The organism is Nocardiopsis sp. N85, from assembly GCF_028882275.1.
Classification (GTDB): domain Bacteria; phylum Actinomycetota; class Actinomycetes; order Streptosporangiales; family Streptosporangiaceae; genus Nocardiopsis; species Nocardiopsis lambiniae.
In genome coordinates this window covers 29679-45630 of sequence record NZ_JARBUT010000023.1, presented here as the reverse complement: position 1 = coordinate 45630, position 15952 = coordinate 29679, and the positions used below count along the sequence as shown (strand labels likewise).

Sequence of the window (15952 nt, the reverse complement as noted above, 5' to 3'; positions counted from 1 at the left end):
CGTCCCCCCTTCCTCGGTCGGGATCCGTCAGAAGTCGAAGTCGTCGACGTTGTCGGCGTCGAAGACCTGCGGCGGGCCCAGGACGATCTCACCGTCGGTCTCGAAGGTGTACTCGCCCAGACGCCCGGCCGTGAAGGTCTCCCCCGCCGCACCGGTGATCTGCCCGGCCTTGAGGGCGGCGCCGGTGTAGCCGGCGAGGTAGCCCAGGTCGAGCGGGTTCCACAGGGCGAAGCGGTCGACGGTGCCGTCGTGGACGAACTCGCTCATCTGGTTGGGGGTGCCCAGACCGGTGACGGCGAAGTCGCCCTTGTACTCGGAGTCGCTGATGTAGCGGGCGGCGGCGGCCACTCCGACGGTGGTCGGGGAGACCACGCCGTCCAGGTCGGGGTGGGCCTGGATGAGGCCCTGCATCTCCTGGAAGGACTGGAGGTCGTCGTCGTTGCCGTAGACCACGTCGACCAGTTCCAGGTCGGCGTACTCGTCCTCGGTCAGGACCTCCTCCATCGCCGCGATCCAGGCGTTCTGGTTGGTGGCGTTGGGGGTGGCGGACAGGACGGCGAACGTGCCCTCGCCGCCCAGGTCCTCGGAGATCATCTCCACCAGGGTGCGGCCGACCAGTTCGGTGGTCGACTGGTTGACGAACACGTCGGTGCAGTTGGCGTTGGAGTCGTAGCCGACGATGGCGGCGCCGTTGTCGCGGGCCTCGTTGAGGGCCGGGCAGACCGCGTCGGGGTCGTTGGCGGCGATGACGATGACGTCGCTGCCGGCCTGGCTGGCGGCGTTGATGTACTCGACCTGGGAGTCGGCCGTGGCCTCGGTGCCGCCGCGCTCGGTGGCCTCGCCGCCGAGCTCGTCGACGGCCTCGGTGCCGCCCGTGTTGACGATGTCGAAGAAGGGGTTGTTGAGCTGCTTGGGCAGGAAGTCGATCTTCAGGCCCTCGGGGATCTCCGCGTTGGGGTCGGCGGTGCCGGTGGGGCCGGTGCCGCCCGAGTCCTGGGCGTCGTCGATGGTGGTCCCACCGCAGGCGGCCGTCATCAGGACGGCGGCGAACGCGGAGGCCGCCAGGAAGAGGTGACGGGGACGGTGTGTCATGACTTTTCTCCGTTGAGTGGACGGTCACCGGGGACGGTTCCGGTGGGGACCTCGGACGTGCGGCGGGAACGCACCCGGGCCACGATGTTGGGGGTGACGACGGAGGCGATGAGGATGGAGCCGGTGACGATCTGCAACACGTCGCTGCCGATGCCGAACAGTTGGAGGGCGTTGCGGATGACGCCCAGGAGCAGCACGCCGGACATGACCCCGAGCACCGATCCGACGCCGCCGAAGATGGACACGCCACCGAGCAGGACCGCCGCGACGACCTGGAGCTCCAGGCCCATGGCGGTGTCGGCCCGGGACGTGCCGTACTGGAGGGTCCAGAAGACGCCGGCACCGGAGGCGACCACGCCGCTGAGGGTGAAGAGCCAGAACTTGGTCCACTTCACCGAGACGCCGGTGAACCGGGCGGCCTCGGCGTTGTGGCCGATGTCGTACAGGGACCGGCCGAACGCGGTGACGTGCAGCAGGACGGCGAAGAGCAGCGCCATCACCAGGACGGCCACGGCGATCCAGGGCAGCCCCTGGACACCGAGGAACGGCTGGCGCACCCCGCTCACCCAGTCCTGCGGGTAGCTGGCCACGGCGCGGTCGCCCAGGAGCACGTACGCCAGGCCCCGGTACAGGGCCATGGTCCCGATGGTGACGGCCAACGACGGCAGCCCGCACACGGTGACGAGGAACCCGTTGAAGGCGCCCAGGACCAGCCCCAGGAGCAGGGCGATGGGGATCGCGGTCTCCAGCGGCGTCCCCGACTCCCAGAGGAGGCCGAGGGTGGCGCTGGTCAGGGCCAGGGTGCTGGCCACCGACAGGTCGATCTCGCCGGTGATGACGATGAGCGTCATCGGCAGGGCGATCATAGCGATCGCGGCGATGCTGAGCACCAGGAAGTTGACGTTGCGCGGGGTGCCGAACATGTCCACGAACAGGACGGCGATCGCGGCGACCACGATGAGCGCGCCCAGCACCGGGACGCCCTGGGTGGACAGTACCGACCGGATCGGGGACTCCGGCGCGGTGGCGCGGATCCGCTCCCGGTCGGGAGCGGGGACGGTCTTGTCAGGCGCCACGGGCACCTCCTCCTCGAAGCCTGCGCGCCGTGCGGAGCGCGAGCAGCCGGTCCAGGCCGATGGCGGCGAGGATGAGCACGCCCACGACGGCCTGCTGCCAGAACGGGTTGATCTGCCAGATGGGCAGGGCGGCGGTGATGGTGGTCATCAGGACGCCGCCCAGGACGGCGCCGAAGATGGTGCCGACACCACCGGTGAGGGCGACGCCGCCGACCACGGCGGCGGCCACGACCTGGAGTTCCATGCCGGTGCCGACGGTGGAGTCGACGGTCCCGTAGCGGGCGGTGAACAGGACGCCGGCCAGTCCGGCCAGGGCCCCGTTGAGGGCGAAGGCGAGCACGACCCGTCGGCCGGCGGGGATGCCGGACAGGCGGGCGGCCTCGGCGTTGGAGCCGATGGCGTAGAGTTCACGGCCGCTGCGGTAGTGGGACAGGTACACGCCGACGGCGATGGCCACGATGACGGCGACCAGCGCGGGCAGCGGGACGCCCAGGAAGCCCACCCGGCCGAGCCGGAGGAACGCGGCGGGCATGTCGGCGGCGTTGATCTGCGATCCGCCGGCCCACCAGTGGTCCAGGCCCCGGAAGATGTACAGGGTGCCCAGGGTGACGACCAGGGCGGGCACCTTGACGGTGGTGACCAGCAGACCGTTGAACAGGCCGCACAGCAGGCCGATGGCCACACCGGCGATCATGCCGACGGGGACGGGCAGTCCGGGGAAGGCCGCGAAGAGCGCCGCCGTACCGAAGGCCGACAGGCCCAGGACCGATCCGACCGACAGGTCGACGTTCTTGGTGATGAGCACCAGGGACTGGCCGATGGCCAGGATGACCAGGACGGTGGCGCCCAGGAACAGGTCGCGCACGCCCTGGGTGGACAGGAAGCCCGGGTTGTGCAGCCAGGTGGCCGTGATGAGGATGACGACGGCCAGGAGCACGCCGATCTCACGGAACTGGCGCCGGGTCCGGACGGGGCGGCCGGTGTTCTCCGGCGGCTCCCCGGCCGTGGACTCGGGGACGGCGGTGGACGTGTGCGTCATGCGGCCTCACTCGGTCGCTGTCCGGTGGCCGCGTACATGACCGACTCCTCGTCGGCCTGGGCGCGGTCGAGTTCGGCGGTGATGCGGCCCTCGTGCATGACCAGGACCCGGTCGGCCATGCCCAGGACCTCGGGGAGTTCGCTGGAGACCATGACGATGGCCAGGCCCTGACCGGCCAGGCCGGACAGCAGGCGGTGGACCTCGGCCTTGGTGCCGACGTCGATGCCGCGGGTGGGCTCGTCGATGAACAGCACGCGGGGTTCGGTCGACAGCCACTTGGCCAGGACGACCTTCTGCTGGTTGCCGCCCGAGAGGGTGGCGACGGCGTCGTCGATGTGGCCGTACTTGAGGTTGAGGCGCTCGCCCCAGGCGCGGGCGGTGTCGCGTTCGTCGCGGGAGCGCAGCAGCCCGAAGCGGCTGAGCACGCGGCGTCGGGTCGAGGTGGCGTTGCGGCCGATGGAGGACTCCATGATCAGCCCCTGGTGGCGCCGGTCCTCGGGGACCAGGGCCATGCCCGCCTCGATGGCGGCCTTGGGCCGGCCGGCGGGCAGTGCCGCGCCCTCGACGCGGACACCGCCGGCGTCGTAGTGGTCGACGCCGAAGACGGCGCGGACGACCTCGCTGCGTCCGGCGCCGACCAGCCCGGCCAGGGCGACGATCTCACCGGTGCGCACGGAGAACGACACGTCGGCGAACACGCCGGCGCGGGTCAGGCCCTCCACTTCGAGGACGACGTCGCCGTGTTCGGCCGCCTCCTTGGGGTAGAGGCTGGTGACCTCGCGGCCGACCATGCGGCGCACCACGGTGTCGACGTCCAGTTCGGCGGTGGGGTCGCAGGAGACGAACGCGCCGTCGCGGACGACGGTGATGCGGTCGCACAGCGAGAACACCTCGTCGAAGCGGTGCGAGATGAACAGCAGCGCCGCCCCGGAGTCGCGCAGGGTGCGGGCGACGGTGAAGAGGCGCCGCGCCTCCACCCCGGACAGCGCGGCGGTGGGCTCGTCCATGATGAGCACGCGCGCCCGCCGGGTGATGGCCTTGGCGATCTCGACGAGCTGCTGGTCGGCGATGGACAGGCCGTTGGCCGGGCGGTCGGGGTCGATGTCGACGCCCAGCCGGGTGAACGCCTCGGCGGTCTCGCGTCGCATGCGCGCCTTGTCGATGGTGCCCAGGCGGGTGCGCGGCTGGCGGCCGATGAAGATGTTCTCGGCGACGCTCAGGTCGGGGAAGAGCGTGGGCTCCTGGTAGATGACGGCGACGCCGGCGCGCTGGGCGTCGGCGGGCGCGGTGAAGACCGTGGGGTCTCCGTCGACCAGGATCCGGCCCGTGTCGGGTCGGTGCACTCCCGCGATGGTCTTGACCAGGGTGGACTTACCCGCCCCGTTCTCCCCGACGAGCGCGTGGATCTCTCCCGCGCGCAGTTCCAGGGACAGCCCGCGCAGGGCGCGGACGCTGCCGAAGGACTTGGTGACGTCGACCAGCGCGAGGGGTGGGGGGACCTCCGATGGGTCCACGTGGCCCTCCTTCTCCGGTGCGGGGGTTCCGTTCGGGGGCACTCCCCTGAACCAGAACCTCAAAAACGTTTTAATATGCACTGGATGTTAAGTGGCACACATCCCCCCGTCAAGGGGAGACCTTGGAAAACACCAGACCGGGAGCGGGGAAGCACTCTTTGAGGGCATCTGGGAGGCCCTCACACTTCGACACACGAGGGGTCATCGAGGGCGTTTTCGTTGACACGTTTCAACCCAGGTGTGACCATGGGGGCGCAAGCGTGCGATCCGTGCGGTCCCGCCGGGGGACACGCCGATACCATGCGAGGGCCCTCGCCCCCGAAGACCGCCCGGGAGAACCCCTTGTCCAGCAGCGCCCGCCCCTCCCACCCCAAGGTGGGGATCACCGAGGTCGCCAGACACGCGGGCGTCTCCCCCGGCACCGTCTCCAACGTGCTCAACCGCCCCGAGCGGGTGGCCTCGGCCACCCGGCGCCGGGTCGAGGCGGCCATCGCCGAACTCGACTACGTGCGCAACTCCTCGGGCAGCAGCCTGCGCTCGGGCCGCAGCAGCTCGGTGGGCCTGCTGGTCCTGGACGTGACCAACCCCTTCTTCACCGAGGTCTCCCGCGGCGTGGAGGACGAGGCCGTCACCCAGGGGCTGGCCGTGGTCCTGCTCAACTCCGCCGAGGCCCGCGACCGCCAGCGCCGCAACATCCGCCTGCTGGCCGAACAGCGCGCCGCGGGCGCGGTGGTGATGCCCGTCGACGACGATCTGTCCGACCTGCTCTGGCTGCGCCGGCAGGGCACCGCCTGGGTGGCCCTGGACCGGGGCGACGTGGGCGAGGACGTGGGGTGCAGCGTCAGCGTCGACAACCTGGCCGGCGGCCTGATCGCCGGTCGGCACCTCATCGGGCTGGGCCACGAGCAGGTGACGTTCCTGGCCGGGCCCTTCTCCATCGAACAGGTACGGCAGCGCCACGAGGGACTGCGGACGGCCTTCGCGGAGGCGGGTATGGACCCCGGGGGGGCGGTGCGGGTCGTCGAACGCCCCCTGCTCAACCCCGAGCAGGGCGAACAGGCCGTGGACGCGGTGCTGGCGGGCGGCCCCCGCCAGCGGCCGAGCGCGGTGCTGTGCGCCAACGACCAGCTGGCCCTGGGCCTGATGAAGGGGCTGGGCAGACGCGGCCTGCGGGTCCCCGACGACCTCTCGGTGATGGGGTACGACGACGTCGACTTCGCCGATCTGATCCACCCCGGCCTGACCACGGTCGCCCAGCCCAAGTACAGGCTGGGCCGGGCGGCGATGCGCCTGCTCAACTCCGAACTCGACCATCCCGAGCACCACGTCCACGAGCGGATACTGTTCACCCCCGAACTGGTCGTGCGCGGCTCCACCGCCGTCCACCGCACCGGCTGACCCGGGGCGGAGCACCGCCGGGCGCTCCGCCGGGACGCACCGGGCGTTCGTGTCGGCCGCCCGGCCCTGGTCGCGGTGGTGTGCGCACCGTTCGTCCGCCGCCTCCCCCGGCCGCCGCTCACGTGCCGCCGGGCACCTTCACAGAAAATTGCCGTGCGTAGGCGGATGAACACGTTCCGTTGGGTATCCATCCCGCATGGATTCCTTGAACGCGTTGGCCCTCGTGTGCAGCCTCAAGCCCTCGCCGGCTCCTTCGAGCAGCGAACTGATGGCACGACAGGTCCTCGACGCCCTGGCCGAGCAGGGCGCCACCGGTGACTCGGTCCGCGTCGTCGACTTCGACGTCCGTCCCGGCGTGGAGACCGACATGGGCGGCGGTGACGCGTGGCCGGACATCCGCCGACGCATCCTCGACGCGGACATCCTGGTGGTGTCGACGCCCACCTGGGTCGGCCACATGTCCAGTGTCGCCCAGCGCGTCCTGGAGCGTCTGGACGCCGAACTGTCCGAGACCGACGGGCAGGGCAGGCCGAGCATGTTCGGCAAGGTCGCCGTGACGGCGGTGGTCGGCAACGAGGACGGTGCGCACAAGATCACCGCGGACCTGTTCCAGGCGCTCGGCGACATCGGTTTCACCATTCCGGCCCAGGGCGGCACCTACTGGAACAACGAGGCGATGAACCCGAAGGACTACATCGACCTGGAGCGGACACCGGAGGCGGTCGCCGCCGCGACGGCCACCCTGGCCCGCAACGCGGCCCATCTCGCCCGGCGGTTGCGCGAGCACCCCTACCCGGCGCCCTGACCCGGGGGCACGGCGGTCACCGGGCGCGGTGCGTCTCGGCGCGTCGGGTGGCGCCGTTCGCCCGGTCACCGCGGCGGCGGAAGAGAAAGAGCCCGTACCGCGCGTCGTCGTCCCGCCACCGGGCCCGCAGGTCGAACCCGTGCGCCTCGACCTCGCCGACCAGCCGCCGGTCGTCGAACTTGACCGAGTAACCGACGTTGAGGAACCGCCCGCGCGGTACGCGCAGCGTGATCCCGAGCCCCGGCACGGGCACCTCCTGGTCGGACCGGGCACGAAGAACGCCCTCCACCGTGGAGGTGGCCGCGTTGTAGTGGGCCTCCGGGACGAAGTCGTCGAGCACGAAGTCGGCGCCGTAGAGGTCGTTGAGCCGGGTGAGGTGGTTGAGCCGGAAGTCGGCGAACGCCGAGTGCCCGGCCGGGTCGTTGTAGCAGGTCTCCAGTTCCTCGCGGCTCTTGTCCAGGTCGGCGGAGACCAGGAAGCTCCCGCCCGGGCCCAGGGTGCGGGCGATCTCGCCGAGCAGCCCCTCGCGTTCCCCGCGCGTGGCGTTGCCGAAGCCGCTGCCGAGGAAGACGACCGCGAGCGGTCCCGGGGCGTGGGTGCGCAGCCAGTCGAGACCTGCCTCGTAGCGTCCCCACAGGCCCGTGACCTCCAGACCGTCCAGCTCCGCGCACAGGGCGGCGCCGCTGGACCGCAGCATGTCCCGGTCGACGTCGATCGGCAGGTAGCCGGTCCCCCGCAGGCGCAGGTGGCTTTCCAGCAGCAGCCGCGTCTTCTTCGCGCTCCCGCTGCCCAGTTCCGCGATCCGCTCGCAGTCGAGCAGCCCGGCGATCTCGGGGGCATGGCGCTCCAGCAGGGCGCGTTCCACACGGGTCAGGTGGTAGGTGGGCAGCTCGGTGATCTGCTCGAACAGCCGGGAGCCGACCGCGTCGTAGCCGAGCCAGGGCGGCAGCCGGGGCGGTGTGTCCTGGAGGTGGTCGCGCACGACCACGTCCCGGGGCACGGTGTCGCCCCGGTCGGCGACCGGGATGACACGGAGCCGGTCCTCCGGTCCATGGGACGTCATGGTCTCCCCGCTTCCACGCCGTCGCGCAGGCTCGACTCGCCGCGGTTCCAGTGGCGCAGCAGCCGTTCCTCCGACCGGGCGGCCAGGAACACGCTGCTGCGGATGCCGAACACGATGTCGGGCGCCAGCGCGGGTTCGGCGGTCAGCAACGGCGCGATGACCTCGCGCCGAAGGAGCTGCTCGTGCACCGCGTCGGCCTCGACGTGTTCGGCGTAGAACCGGATCGCGGCCGGACCGCAGCCCAGCCTGCGCATGGCCTTGACCATCCGGTCCGAGCCGGGCGAGGACGTGAGCTCGACGGTGGCGAACTGTCCGATCAGCATCGCGCGCAACCCGCGGTGCAGCCCGCACAGCGACATGAAGTTGACCTCGGCCAGTGTCTCGGCGGGGGCGGAGTCGAGATAGGCGCCGTAGGCCTCGGAGAGGCCGAGTTCGGTCATCATGTCGGCGAAGAGCCTGGCGTGCGCCCGCTCGGGGTCGCCCGCGCCGTACTCGTCGTGCTGCACCGTCACGAGGGCGGCTTTGCACGGCCCGTCCAGGCGCGGGATGACGAAGGTCTGCGGGTCGGCCTCCTTCAGGTGGTAGAGCGAGCGGTGCGCGACGTACTCGCGCAGCTGCCACGGTTCCCCGTCGCGGCTCAGGTACCGGGAGACGCCGGGCGCGTCGACGTGCTCGACGAGGAGTGCGTCGAGTTCGCCCTCGACGTCCGAGCCGGGCGGCACGTCCTCTCTGAGCGCGCCGAGGAAGACCCGTTCCAGCCCGGCCCGGATCGTCAGCAGCGCGGGATCCCATTCACGCTCGGTGTCGACCTCCCCGAACCCGCGGTAGTGCAGCTCGTAACAGCAGTAGAGGGCCAGTTGGAGGTCCTCGCCGTAGGGCGGGGACCCGCCCACGTCGGGAGGTCCGGTACGGTTCCCGCGCAACACGGACAGGACCGCCTCGGAGATCGGGCCGCGAGGAGAGGGCAGCGCCGGCGCTCTCCGCATCGTCGTGGTCATGGGTCGCGCCCTACCTTTCCTTGTCGCGTACGCGTCGGCGGTGGCTGGTGTCGCAGAACGGGCGGCGTCGGCTGCGGCCGCACGCGCACAGCGCGGTCACCGCCCGGTCGCTGCGCACGCGCGTTCCATCGGGCATCTCCACGTCGACCGGTCCGTAGACGAGGATCGGGCCCTCCCCGGTGACGATGACCCGGCGGCGGGCCTCAGCCATGACGTGCCTCGATGACCATGAGCTCCTCCTCCGTCTGGTCGGGGGCGAGCAGCCCGCGGGCGCGCAGTGCCGGGGCCCGCGCGCGCAGCACCGGTCCGAACGGGACGCGGCCCCTGGCGAGGACGGCGGGCACCAGGCCGGCCTTCTCCAGCCGTTCCAGGGTGGCCTGCTCGTCGGCGAGTTCGGACTGCACGAGCAGGAGCGCGCCGTCCTCGCTGAGCACCGAGGACGCCCCCGCGCAGATGCGGTCCAGCAGGAACCGCCCGTCCGGTCCCGCGTCCCAGCACCTCGCCATCCGGTGGCGGGGCGGCCGTGGTGCGGGGGCGGGCACGTAGGGCGGGTTGGCGAGCACGAGGTCGAAGCGCCGCGGGGCCACGGGGGCGAACAGGTCACCGCGCCGGACCGTCGCCGGGATGCCGTGCAGTCGGCTGTTGACCCAGCTCGTCAGGACCGAACGCCGTGACAGGTCGACCGAGGTGACGCTGGCCGCGCCGGCGCGGAAGGCCTCGATGCCCAGGGCACCGGTCCCCGATCCCACGTCCAGCACCGAGCGGCCGGCGACCCGGCCGTGGCGGCGCAGCACCGCACGGAGCAACGAGGTGTCGTGCTGTGTCCGGTAGACGCCCGGCAGCCTCATGAGCAGCATGGGACGACCACTACCCGGTCTCCACTCCGCCAATCGCCCCTGCGCGTCTTCTGGGTGATGGCCGGTGACCGTGGGTGATTCCCGGCGTTCTCCGGTCCACGCGAGCGATCCGCGCCGAACCCGATGCGGCACGATCGACTTTCCCGGGCGCGGGCCGAATCCTTTCGGCGCGCCCGCACCTCCCGTACATGTTCCGGGAGGTGAACCGGACGGCCAGATCGCCCCTCCGTGTGCGGCCACTGCGGTTTCGAGCGTCTGAGGAGTCACCTCCCGGTGCCCCCTTCGTCCCGTCCCGGACATCTCGGAGAGGAACTCCGCCGTCCTTATACGGCCATGGCCTTGACACACGGAGTGATCACACGGGATGGTCGTGCAACCGGATGCAACCAACGTGAGAGGAATGCATCCATGACGACATTGAAGTTCATCGGCAAGGACCCCGGGTCGGACACCAAGGGATCACCGACGGTCTTCGTGGAGCCGTCCACGGCCGATCCGGTCATCCAGGGATGGAAGGCCGATGAGGACACCCTGTCGGTCTGCCGGGAACCGGGCTACCTCCCCGACCACGAGGCGGTCGTGCGCCTCCCCGCCCGCATGATCGAGATTCCGAGGAAGGCCTGCGATGACGCGGAACGCGCCCACCTTTGACGAGCTGTTCGCCTCCCGCCGAGACTCCGCCGTCCACCTGGAGATGCGCGACGTCTACAACATCGACGGGGAGATCGAGGGCTTCGAGAAGTGGAGGCGTTCCGGGCACCGCGACGACTGGGACGACCGGGACGCCTGGTGGCCGCCCTTTCACCAGTCGGTCGCCGACTCCACCGCACGAGGGGTCCTGGTGCGCCGTGCGCGCATCGTCTCCATGCCGGTGACCGAGTACATCCGCTACGAACACGCGGGGACCCCGGGGAACATCCTCGCCGGGGAACACGTACGCTGGCTCCCACGCCGCCGGGCCACCGACCTCGCCCTGCCCGGCAACGACTTCTGGCTCTTCGACGGCCGGGTCACCCATGTCAACCACTTCACGGGCGACGGACGGTGGCTCGAAGAAGAGATCACCGAAGACCCGAAGCTGGCCGAGTCGTGCTCCTCCGCCTTCGAAGCCGTGTGGGAACGAGCCGTCCCCCACGAAGAATTCGCCCTCTGACCCCTTCGACCACCGGATTGCCCGCTCGTGCCCTCCTCGTCCAGATCCAGCGCCCAGGCGGCCCGTGAGGCCGTCGCATCCCGACTGAAGGAAATCCGCCTGGACGCCGGGCTGACAGGTGTCGAACTCGCCGCCCGGTGCGACTGGAACAAGTCGAAGTCCTCCCGTATCGAGAACGCGAAGACACCCCCTTCCGACGCCGACATCCGGGCGTGGTGCCGGGCCTGTGGTGCGGACGGGCAGGCGGAGGACCTCGTCGCGGCCTCCAGGAACGCCGAGTCGCTGTACGTGGAGTGGCGGCGCAAGCAGCGGGCCGGGCTGCGCCGCCTCCAGGAGTCCTACGTTCCGCTGTACGAACAGACCGGGCTCTTCCGGATCTACAGCCCGAACGTGGTTCCCGGGTTCCTTCGGACATCCGGTTACATCACCGCGCTCTTCAGCGCCATCACCGATCTCGACGGCGACGATGACCAGGACGTCGAGGCGGCGGTGGAGGCCCGTATGGACCGCTCGCGCATCCTCAGGCGCGGGGGGCACCGCTTCTCGATGGTGCTCGAAGAGTCCGTCCTGCGCTATCGCATGGGCGAAACGGAAGTGATGGCGGGGCAGCTCGGACACCTGCTGTCCGCCATGTCCCTGCCGAACGTCTCCGTCGGGATCATCCCCTTCGCGGCACGGCGTCTCGTGTGGCCGCTGGAGGCCTTCACCGTCTATGACGACCACCTCGTGCGCGTCGAACTCACCACCGCGGAACCGGCCATCCAGGCCCCCACCGAGGTGGAGACCTACATCAAGGCGTTCGGACGCCTCCAGAAGCACGCCGTGTACGGACCCGAGGCGCGGGCGCTGATCACCTCGGCCATCGAAGCGCTCGATTAGTTTATGCAACTTCATGCAACAAGCTCGACTCTCCTGAACCACACTCCGTAGTGTCCTGAACAGAGCCCCGGACACAGATCGGACGCCCCCGTGAAGGACACCCCCGAGCCCGATGCCGCACAGACCGACCCCACCCGAACGGCGCTCGCCGCCGTGCGCCGACACTACGGCGACCGGTACACCATCCACCACAACGGTGACCTGTGGGTGGCCTGCGACCGATCCCCGTGCGGCCTGACCGCGCCCACGATCATCGAGCCCACCCTGGAGTCGTTCGTGGCCGCACTGGAGGCGCCCGGACCGCGCTTCGGTCGCCCGTTCCCCCCGGATCCCGGGTACCCGGGCCCGTTCCTCTCCCGACTGTGAGGTCTCGATGGCCGAGAAATGCTCGATGTGCAGGGGTGACGGCACCGTCATCGCCGAACGCGACGGAAAGAAGAAGGATGACTGGGACAGCCAGGAGGTTCTCATGACCTGCCCCGGCTGCAACGGAACCGGGGAAGTGGAGTAGTGGAACTCGACGACATGCACGAACGGCTCGTCACCGCTCTGGAGGCCTCCGACACGATCCGCGCCGCTTTCGCGGACCGTCCCCGGCACCGGTTCATCCCTGACATGGTGTGGCCGAGCGCGACCGACCTGCCGCTGTTCCGTAACGCCGATCCGGAGCGGTGGGCCCGGATCGTCTACGCGCAGGACGCGGTGACCATCCAGGCCAACGACGGGGGTGCGGGGCCGCGCAACGAACCCGGTTCGTCGTCGTCCGCACCGCAGCTCATGGCGGACATGATCGCCGCCGCCCGTGTCGAGCCGGGCATGTCCGTCCTGGAGATCGGTACGGGAAGCGGCTGGAACGCCGCGATCCTGTCCTCCCTGGTGGGACCCACCGGCCGAGTCACGACCGTGGAGATCGACCCCGACGTGGCGGCACACGCGCGGACGCGGCTGGAGGGGACCGGGGTCCGAGTCGTCAACGACGTTCTGCCGCCGGAAGCCGACGCCCACGACGCGGTCATCGCCACCTGCGCCGTCAGCCGTGTTCCCCCGGAATGGCTCGCACGCATCGGGCCGGGCGCGGTGGTCGTCACCCCGTGGGCGGCCTCGTCGGACTGGCAGCGCACACCCGTGGCAGCGCTGGTCAAAACCGAGGAGGGACACGCCTCGGGGCCGTTCGTGTGCGACGCCATGTTCATGCATGACCGTACCCAGCGCGTCCCCGACGGGGACTTCCCCGGGGTGGGCCATCGGCCGGAGACGACCACGGTCGTGCCCTTCACCTCCGGTGAAGTGGTCGAACGCGATCTGCTGACCCGGCTCATGCTGATGCTCCCGGGTGTGCGCGTCGGTCTGGGGCTGCGTCCGTTCAACGGCGGTCACGGCCGGATCGTGTACCTGGGCGCGCCGGACGGGTCGTGGGCGTACCTGTGGCCGGACGGATCGGTCACCGGCGGTGGGAGCCTGCCGCTGGCGGAGCGGCTGGACGACGCTCACCAACGGCTGTCCCAGGCGAACGCGCCCGACCTGGAGGAGTTCTCACTGGAGGTCGGCCCGCCGGATGGGACATGCCGCGTGCGGGCCGGCTCACTCGGGGCGTGGAAGCACGCACCGGGCTCGTATTGAAGCGGGGGCCGGGCCGGTGCTCATCGCGAGCACCGGCCCCACCACGCGCTAGATGTACTGCCCTGAGAGGTCAGGTACGCGGGAGGCGGGAGGGCCGCTGATCGCGGTGTGGAACCGGTGGTGATCGTCCTCGTGCAACCATCCGGTGAACGCCTCCCGCTTCTCGGCCTCTGAGGTGTAGGGGCGGGCGTAGGCCCATTCATCGACCAGGGTGCGGTTGAACCGTTCGACCTTGCCGTTGGTCTGGGGCCGGTAGGGGCGGCATGGGCGTCAACTCGATGACGTCCCGGGCGACGGTCTTCTCGGTTACCGAGCGGGCCGGGCGAACTCGCCCCTGTACGCCCCGTCGAGGAAGCACTCCCACGCGTGCGGGGTGAAGAACAGCACGCCCACCTGCGGGTCCTTGGAAGCCCGCACCACAGTGCCCTCCTCCAGATGCGCCACCTCCACGCAGCCCTTGGAGCCTTCGCTCGCCTGGGCCTTGAACCAGCGCGCACTGGAAAGGTCGGGGGTAGGTCTTCTCATCTTTCGTGCTTCTCCGCGGCCTTCTCGATGAGAGCCGAGGACTCCTGCGGCGACAGCGGTTCCATCTGCGACCGGTCGAAGCGCTCACGGAATTCTGCCACCGTCCGCCGCTTCTGAATGAGGATGTTCCCGGCCGGGGACTCGACGTAGACGTGCTGCCGCACCTCGGAATCATCGAACTCCAGCAGGGTGAGGTGACCGTCCACCCCGGCATGAGCGCCGAGCGAGAAGAGCACGACCTGCACCGGGACATCCGGGGCCCCGGCCGCCTCCGCGAGGTGCCTCAGCCGGGCCGCCATCGTGGCCCCGCCGATCGGCCTGCGGATGGCCGACTCGTCGATGATCGAGCGCAAAAGTGGAGGGCGCCGCTCGCGCAGAACCTCCTGCCGCTGCATGCGCGATCGAACCCGGCTCTCCACCGATTCCTCGCCGGCACGGTGATCGCCGGCACGGATGACGGCCCGACAGCGGTCGGCCATCTGCAAGAGCCCGTGGATGAGCCGATCGGAGTAGGACCGCAGCGCCACGGCCTCGGCTTCCAAGCCGGCGTCACTGCCCAGGCCTGAGGGCAGAACGTCGTCGTAACGGTCCCACCAGGCATCCTCGGCGGCGACCTTGGCCATGTCCTGGAGCCGCTGTTGTTGAACGGGATCCCTCACCCCGTACAGATCCAGCAGTCCCCGCAGCTCCACCTGCTTGAGAACTCGCTGACCGTTCTCGACGCGGCCGAGCGTCGGCTCGGAAAGCCCGGAGTCCTCCGCGACACGCCGCATCGTGAGCTCGTTCTGCTCACGCGGCTTGCCCAACTCCATCCCGAGCAGCCTGCGGCCGATCGTTGGACTCGCCATCCGGACCTCCTCGGCGTACACGCCGTGCCGCCGGCATCGTCGACAGCGCACCCGACAACCGTGAGACTTCTGAGAGTCACCGTCCACATACGGGGAGAAGGTGTTGCGCGGTGCCGTGGTCCACGACTCGACACGTTGCGTTGGCGGCGCTGGCTCCGGTCGCGCTGGCCCCGCTCACCGGCTGCTCGCCCCCCGACGTCCCCACCGTCCCGACCGCCGCGCCGCCGTCGGCCGTCGAGCCCGCCCTGCCGTCCGATCCGCCCCCTCCCCTCCGGGCGGACGCCGAGTTCACCCGCCTGGAGGAGGAGTTCGACGCCCGGCTCGGCGTCTACGCGCTCGACACCGGCACGGAGCAGGCGCTGGAGTTCCGGGCCGACGAGCGGTTCGCCTACTGCTCCACCTTCAAGGTCCTGGCCTTCGGCGCGGTACTCGACCGGACGCCCATCGACGAACTCGACCGGGTCGTCACCTTCTCCGAGGCCGACCTGGTCTTCCACTCCCCCGTCACCCGGGAGCACGTGTCCACCGGCATGACGCTTCGCGAGATCGGCGACGCCGCGCTGCGCCACAGCGACAACACCGCCTCCAACCTGCTCTTCGAGGAACTGGGCGGACCGGAAGGGCTGGGCGAGGCCCTGCGCGGGATCGGCGACGACGTCACCAGCGTGGACCGGATCGCACCGGAGATGGCGGAGGCGGTCCCGGGCGACCCACGCGACACCAGCACCCCGCGCGCGATGGCCACCGGCCTGCGCGCGTTCACCCTGGGCGACGTCCTACCGGAGGACAAACGCGACATCCTCGTCACCATGATGCGCGCCAACACCACCGGCGACGACCTGATCCGAGCCGGGGCCCCCGAGGGGTGGGAGGTCGGGGACAAGTCCGGGGCGTGCGGCTACGGGACCCGACACGACATCGGTGTGCTGTGGCCGCCGGAGGGCGACCCCGTCGTCCTGGCGGTCATGTCCGGACGCGACGAGGCGGGCGCGGTCCACGACGACGCCCTCATCGCGAGGGCCGCCGAACTGGCGGTCGAAGCCCTGGGCTGACGGCCGGTCCGGTGCCCGTGAAGGGCACCGGAC

Annotated in this window: 18 protein-coding genes and 1 pseudogene; 8 read left to right on the top strand and 11 right to left on the bottom strand. The window is 70.5% G+C overall.

Annotated elements, in window-relative coordinates; translation table 11 throughout:
* Positions 1-27: 27 nt before the first annotated feature.
* Genes rhaS through PWG71_RS24640 form a run of 4 tightly spaced genes read right to left on the bottom strand, consistent with a single transcriptional unit; the run spans position 28 to position 4721 of the window.
* The gene (rhaS, locus tag PWG71_RS24655) at positions 28-1092 is read right to left on the bottom strand and encodes a rhamnose ABC transporter substrate-binding protein (RefSeq protein WP_274812376.1); all 1065 of its coding nucleotides are present in this window, start codon (positions 1090-1092) and stop codon (positions 28-30) included.
* Complete coding sequence (locus PWG71_RS24650; protein ID WP_274812375.1) at positions 1089-2174, bottom strand: ABC transporter permease; 1086 nt, start codon at positions 2172-2174, stop codon at positions 1089-1091. Before PWG71_RS24650 ends, rhaS begins: the two co-directional genes overlap by 4 nt.
* A complete protein-coding gene (locus tag PWG71_RS24645; protein ID WP_274812374.1) occupies positions 2158-3207 on the bottom strand; it encodes an ABC transporter permease in 1050 nt (349 codons plus the stop codon). Before PWG71_RS24645 ends, PWG71_RS24650 begins: the two co-directional genes overlap by 17 nt.
* Positions 3204-4721 carry a sugar ABC transporter ATP-binding protein gene (locus PWG71_RS24640; RefSeq protein ID WP_274812372.1) on the bottom strand — a complete coding sequence of 506 codons (1518 nt, stop codon included), beginning with the start codon at positions 4719-4721 and terminating at the stop codon, positions 3204-3206. Before PWG71_RS24640 ends, PWG71_RS24645 begins: the two co-directional genes overlap by 4 nt.
* Before the next feature lie 342 nt (positions 4722-5063).
* Here PWG71_RS24640 and PWG71_RS24635 point away from each other — a divergent pair, with 342 nt between their 5' ends.
* Positions 5064-6119 carry a LacI family DNA-binding transcriptional regulator gene (locus tag PWG71_RS24635; RefSeq protein ID WP_274812371.1) on the top strand — a complete coding sequence of 352 codons (1056 nt, stop codon included), beginning with the start codon at positions 5064-5066 and terminating at the stop codon, positions 6117-6119.
* Between the two features lie 196 nt (positions 6120-6315).
* Positions 6316-6924, top strand: coding sequence for a flavodoxin family protein (locus PWG71_RS24630; RefSeq protein WP_274812370.1), 609 nt, complete (start codon positions 6316-6318; stop codon positions 6922-6924).
* Between the two features lie 16 nt (positions 6925-6940).
* Here PWG71_RS24630 and PWG71_RS24625 read toward each other — a convergent pair whose 3' ends face one another.
* From PWG71_RS24625 to PWG71_RS24610, 4 genes are read right to left on the bottom strand one after another with little or no spacing between them, the layout of a single operon-like run.
* Complete coding sequence (locus PWG71_RS24625) at positions 6941-7987, bottom strand: L-histidine N(alpha)-methyltransferase (protein ID WP_274812369.1); 1047 nt, start codon at positions 7985-7987, stop codon at positions 6941-6943.
* Positions 7984-8985 carry an iron-containing redox enzyme family protein gene (locus PWG71_RS24620; protein ID WP_274812367.1) on the bottom strand — a complete coding sequence of 334 codons (1002 nt, stop codon included), beginning with the start codon at positions 8983-8985 and terminating at the stop codon, positions 7984-7986. Before PWG71_RS24620 ends, PWG71_RS24625 begins: the two co-directional genes overlap by 4 nt.
* A gap of 10 nt (positions 8986-8995) precedes the next feature.
* Positions 8996-9196, bottom strand: a complete 201-nt coding sequence (locus tag PWG71_RS24615; protein ID WP_274812366.1) for a CDGSH iron-sulfur domain-containing protein — start codon at positions 9194-9196, stop codon at positions 8996-8998.
* Positions 9189-9833 (bottom strand): HemK2/MTQ2 family protein methyltransferase, encoded by a 645-nt coding sequence (locus PWG71_RS24610; RefSeq protein WP_274812434.1) that lies wholly within the window; start codon positions 9831-9833, stop codon positions 9189-9191. The genes PWG71_RS24615 and PWG71_RS24610 overlap by 8 nt, the downstream gene beginning before the upstream one ends.
* A gap of 417 nt (positions 9834-10250) precedes the next feature.
* Between PWG71_RS24610 and PWG71_RS24605 the strand changes: the two genes are divergently transcribed.
* From PWG71_RS24605 to PWG71_RS24585, 5 genes are all read left to right on the top strand, one after another.
* Positions 10251-10493, top strand: a complete 243-nt coding sequence (locus PWG71_RS24605; RefSeq protein WP_274812365.1) for a hypothetical protein — start codon at positions 10251-10253, stop codon at positions 10491-10493.
* A complete protein-coding gene (locus tag PWG71_RS24600; RefSeq protein ID WP_274812364.1) occupies positions 10468-10995 on the top strand; it encodes a DUF6879 family protein in 528 nt (175 codons plus the stop codon). Before PWG71_RS24605 ends, PWG71_RS24600 begins: the two co-directional genes overlap by 26 nt.
* A gap of 27 nt (positions 10996-11022) precedes the next feature.
* Positions 11023-11874 carry a helix-turn-helix domain-containing protein gene (locus PWG71_RS24595; RefSeq protein ID WP_274812362.1) on the top strand — a complete coding sequence of 284 codons (852 nt, stop codon included), beginning with the start codon at positions 11023-11025 and terminating at the stop codon, positions 11872-11874.
* Between the two features lie 90 nt (positions 11875-11964).
* Complete coding sequence (locus tag PWG71_RS24590) at positions 11965-12240, top strand: hypothetical protein (RefSeq protein WP_274812361.1); 276 nt, start codon at positions 11965-11967, stop codon at positions 12238-12240.
* 144 nt (positions 12241-12384) lie between these two features.
* A complete protein-coding gene (locus tag PWG71_RS24585) occupies positions 12385-13494 on the top strand; it encodes a protein-L-isoaspartate O-methyltransferase family protein (RefSeq protein ID WP_274812360.1) in 1110 nt (369 codons plus the stop codon).
* A 48-nt stretch (positions 13495-13542) separates the two neighbouring features.
* Here PWG71_RS24585 and PWG71_RS24580 read toward each other — a convergent pair.
* The 3 genes and pseudogenes from PWG71_RS24580 to PWG71_RS24570 form a co-directional block, all read right to left on the bottom strand.
* A pseudogene (locus PWG71_RS24580) lies at positions 13543-13764 on the bottom strand (integrase core domain-containing protein); the annotation flags it as partial.
* Between the two features lie 36 nt (positions 13765-13800).
* Positions 13801-14019 (bottom strand): DUF397 domain-containing protein, encoded by a 219-nt coding sequence (locus tag PWG71_RS24575; RefSeq protein ID WP_274812359.1) that lies wholly within the window; start codon positions 14017-14019, stop codon positions 13801-13803.
* Positions 14016-14867 carry a helix-turn-helix domain-containing protein gene (locus tag PWG71_RS24570; protein ID WP_274812358.1) on the bottom strand — a complete coding sequence of 284 codons (852 nt, stop codon included), beginning with the start codon at positions 14865-14867 and terminating at the stop codon, positions 14016-14018. The genes PWG71_RS24575 and PWG71_RS24570 overlap by 4 nt, the downstream gene beginning before the upstream one ends.
* 110 nt (positions 14868-14977) lie before the next feature.
* On the opposite strand from PWG71_RS24570, the gene bla reads away from it, so the two are divergent.
* On the top strand, positions 14978-15919 hold the full coding sequence (bla, locus tag PWG71_RS24565; RefSeq protein WP_274812357.1) for a class A beta-lactamase: 942 nt from the start codon (positions 14978-14980) through the stop codon (positions 15917-15919).
* Positions 15920-15952 lie beyond the last annotated feature (33 nt).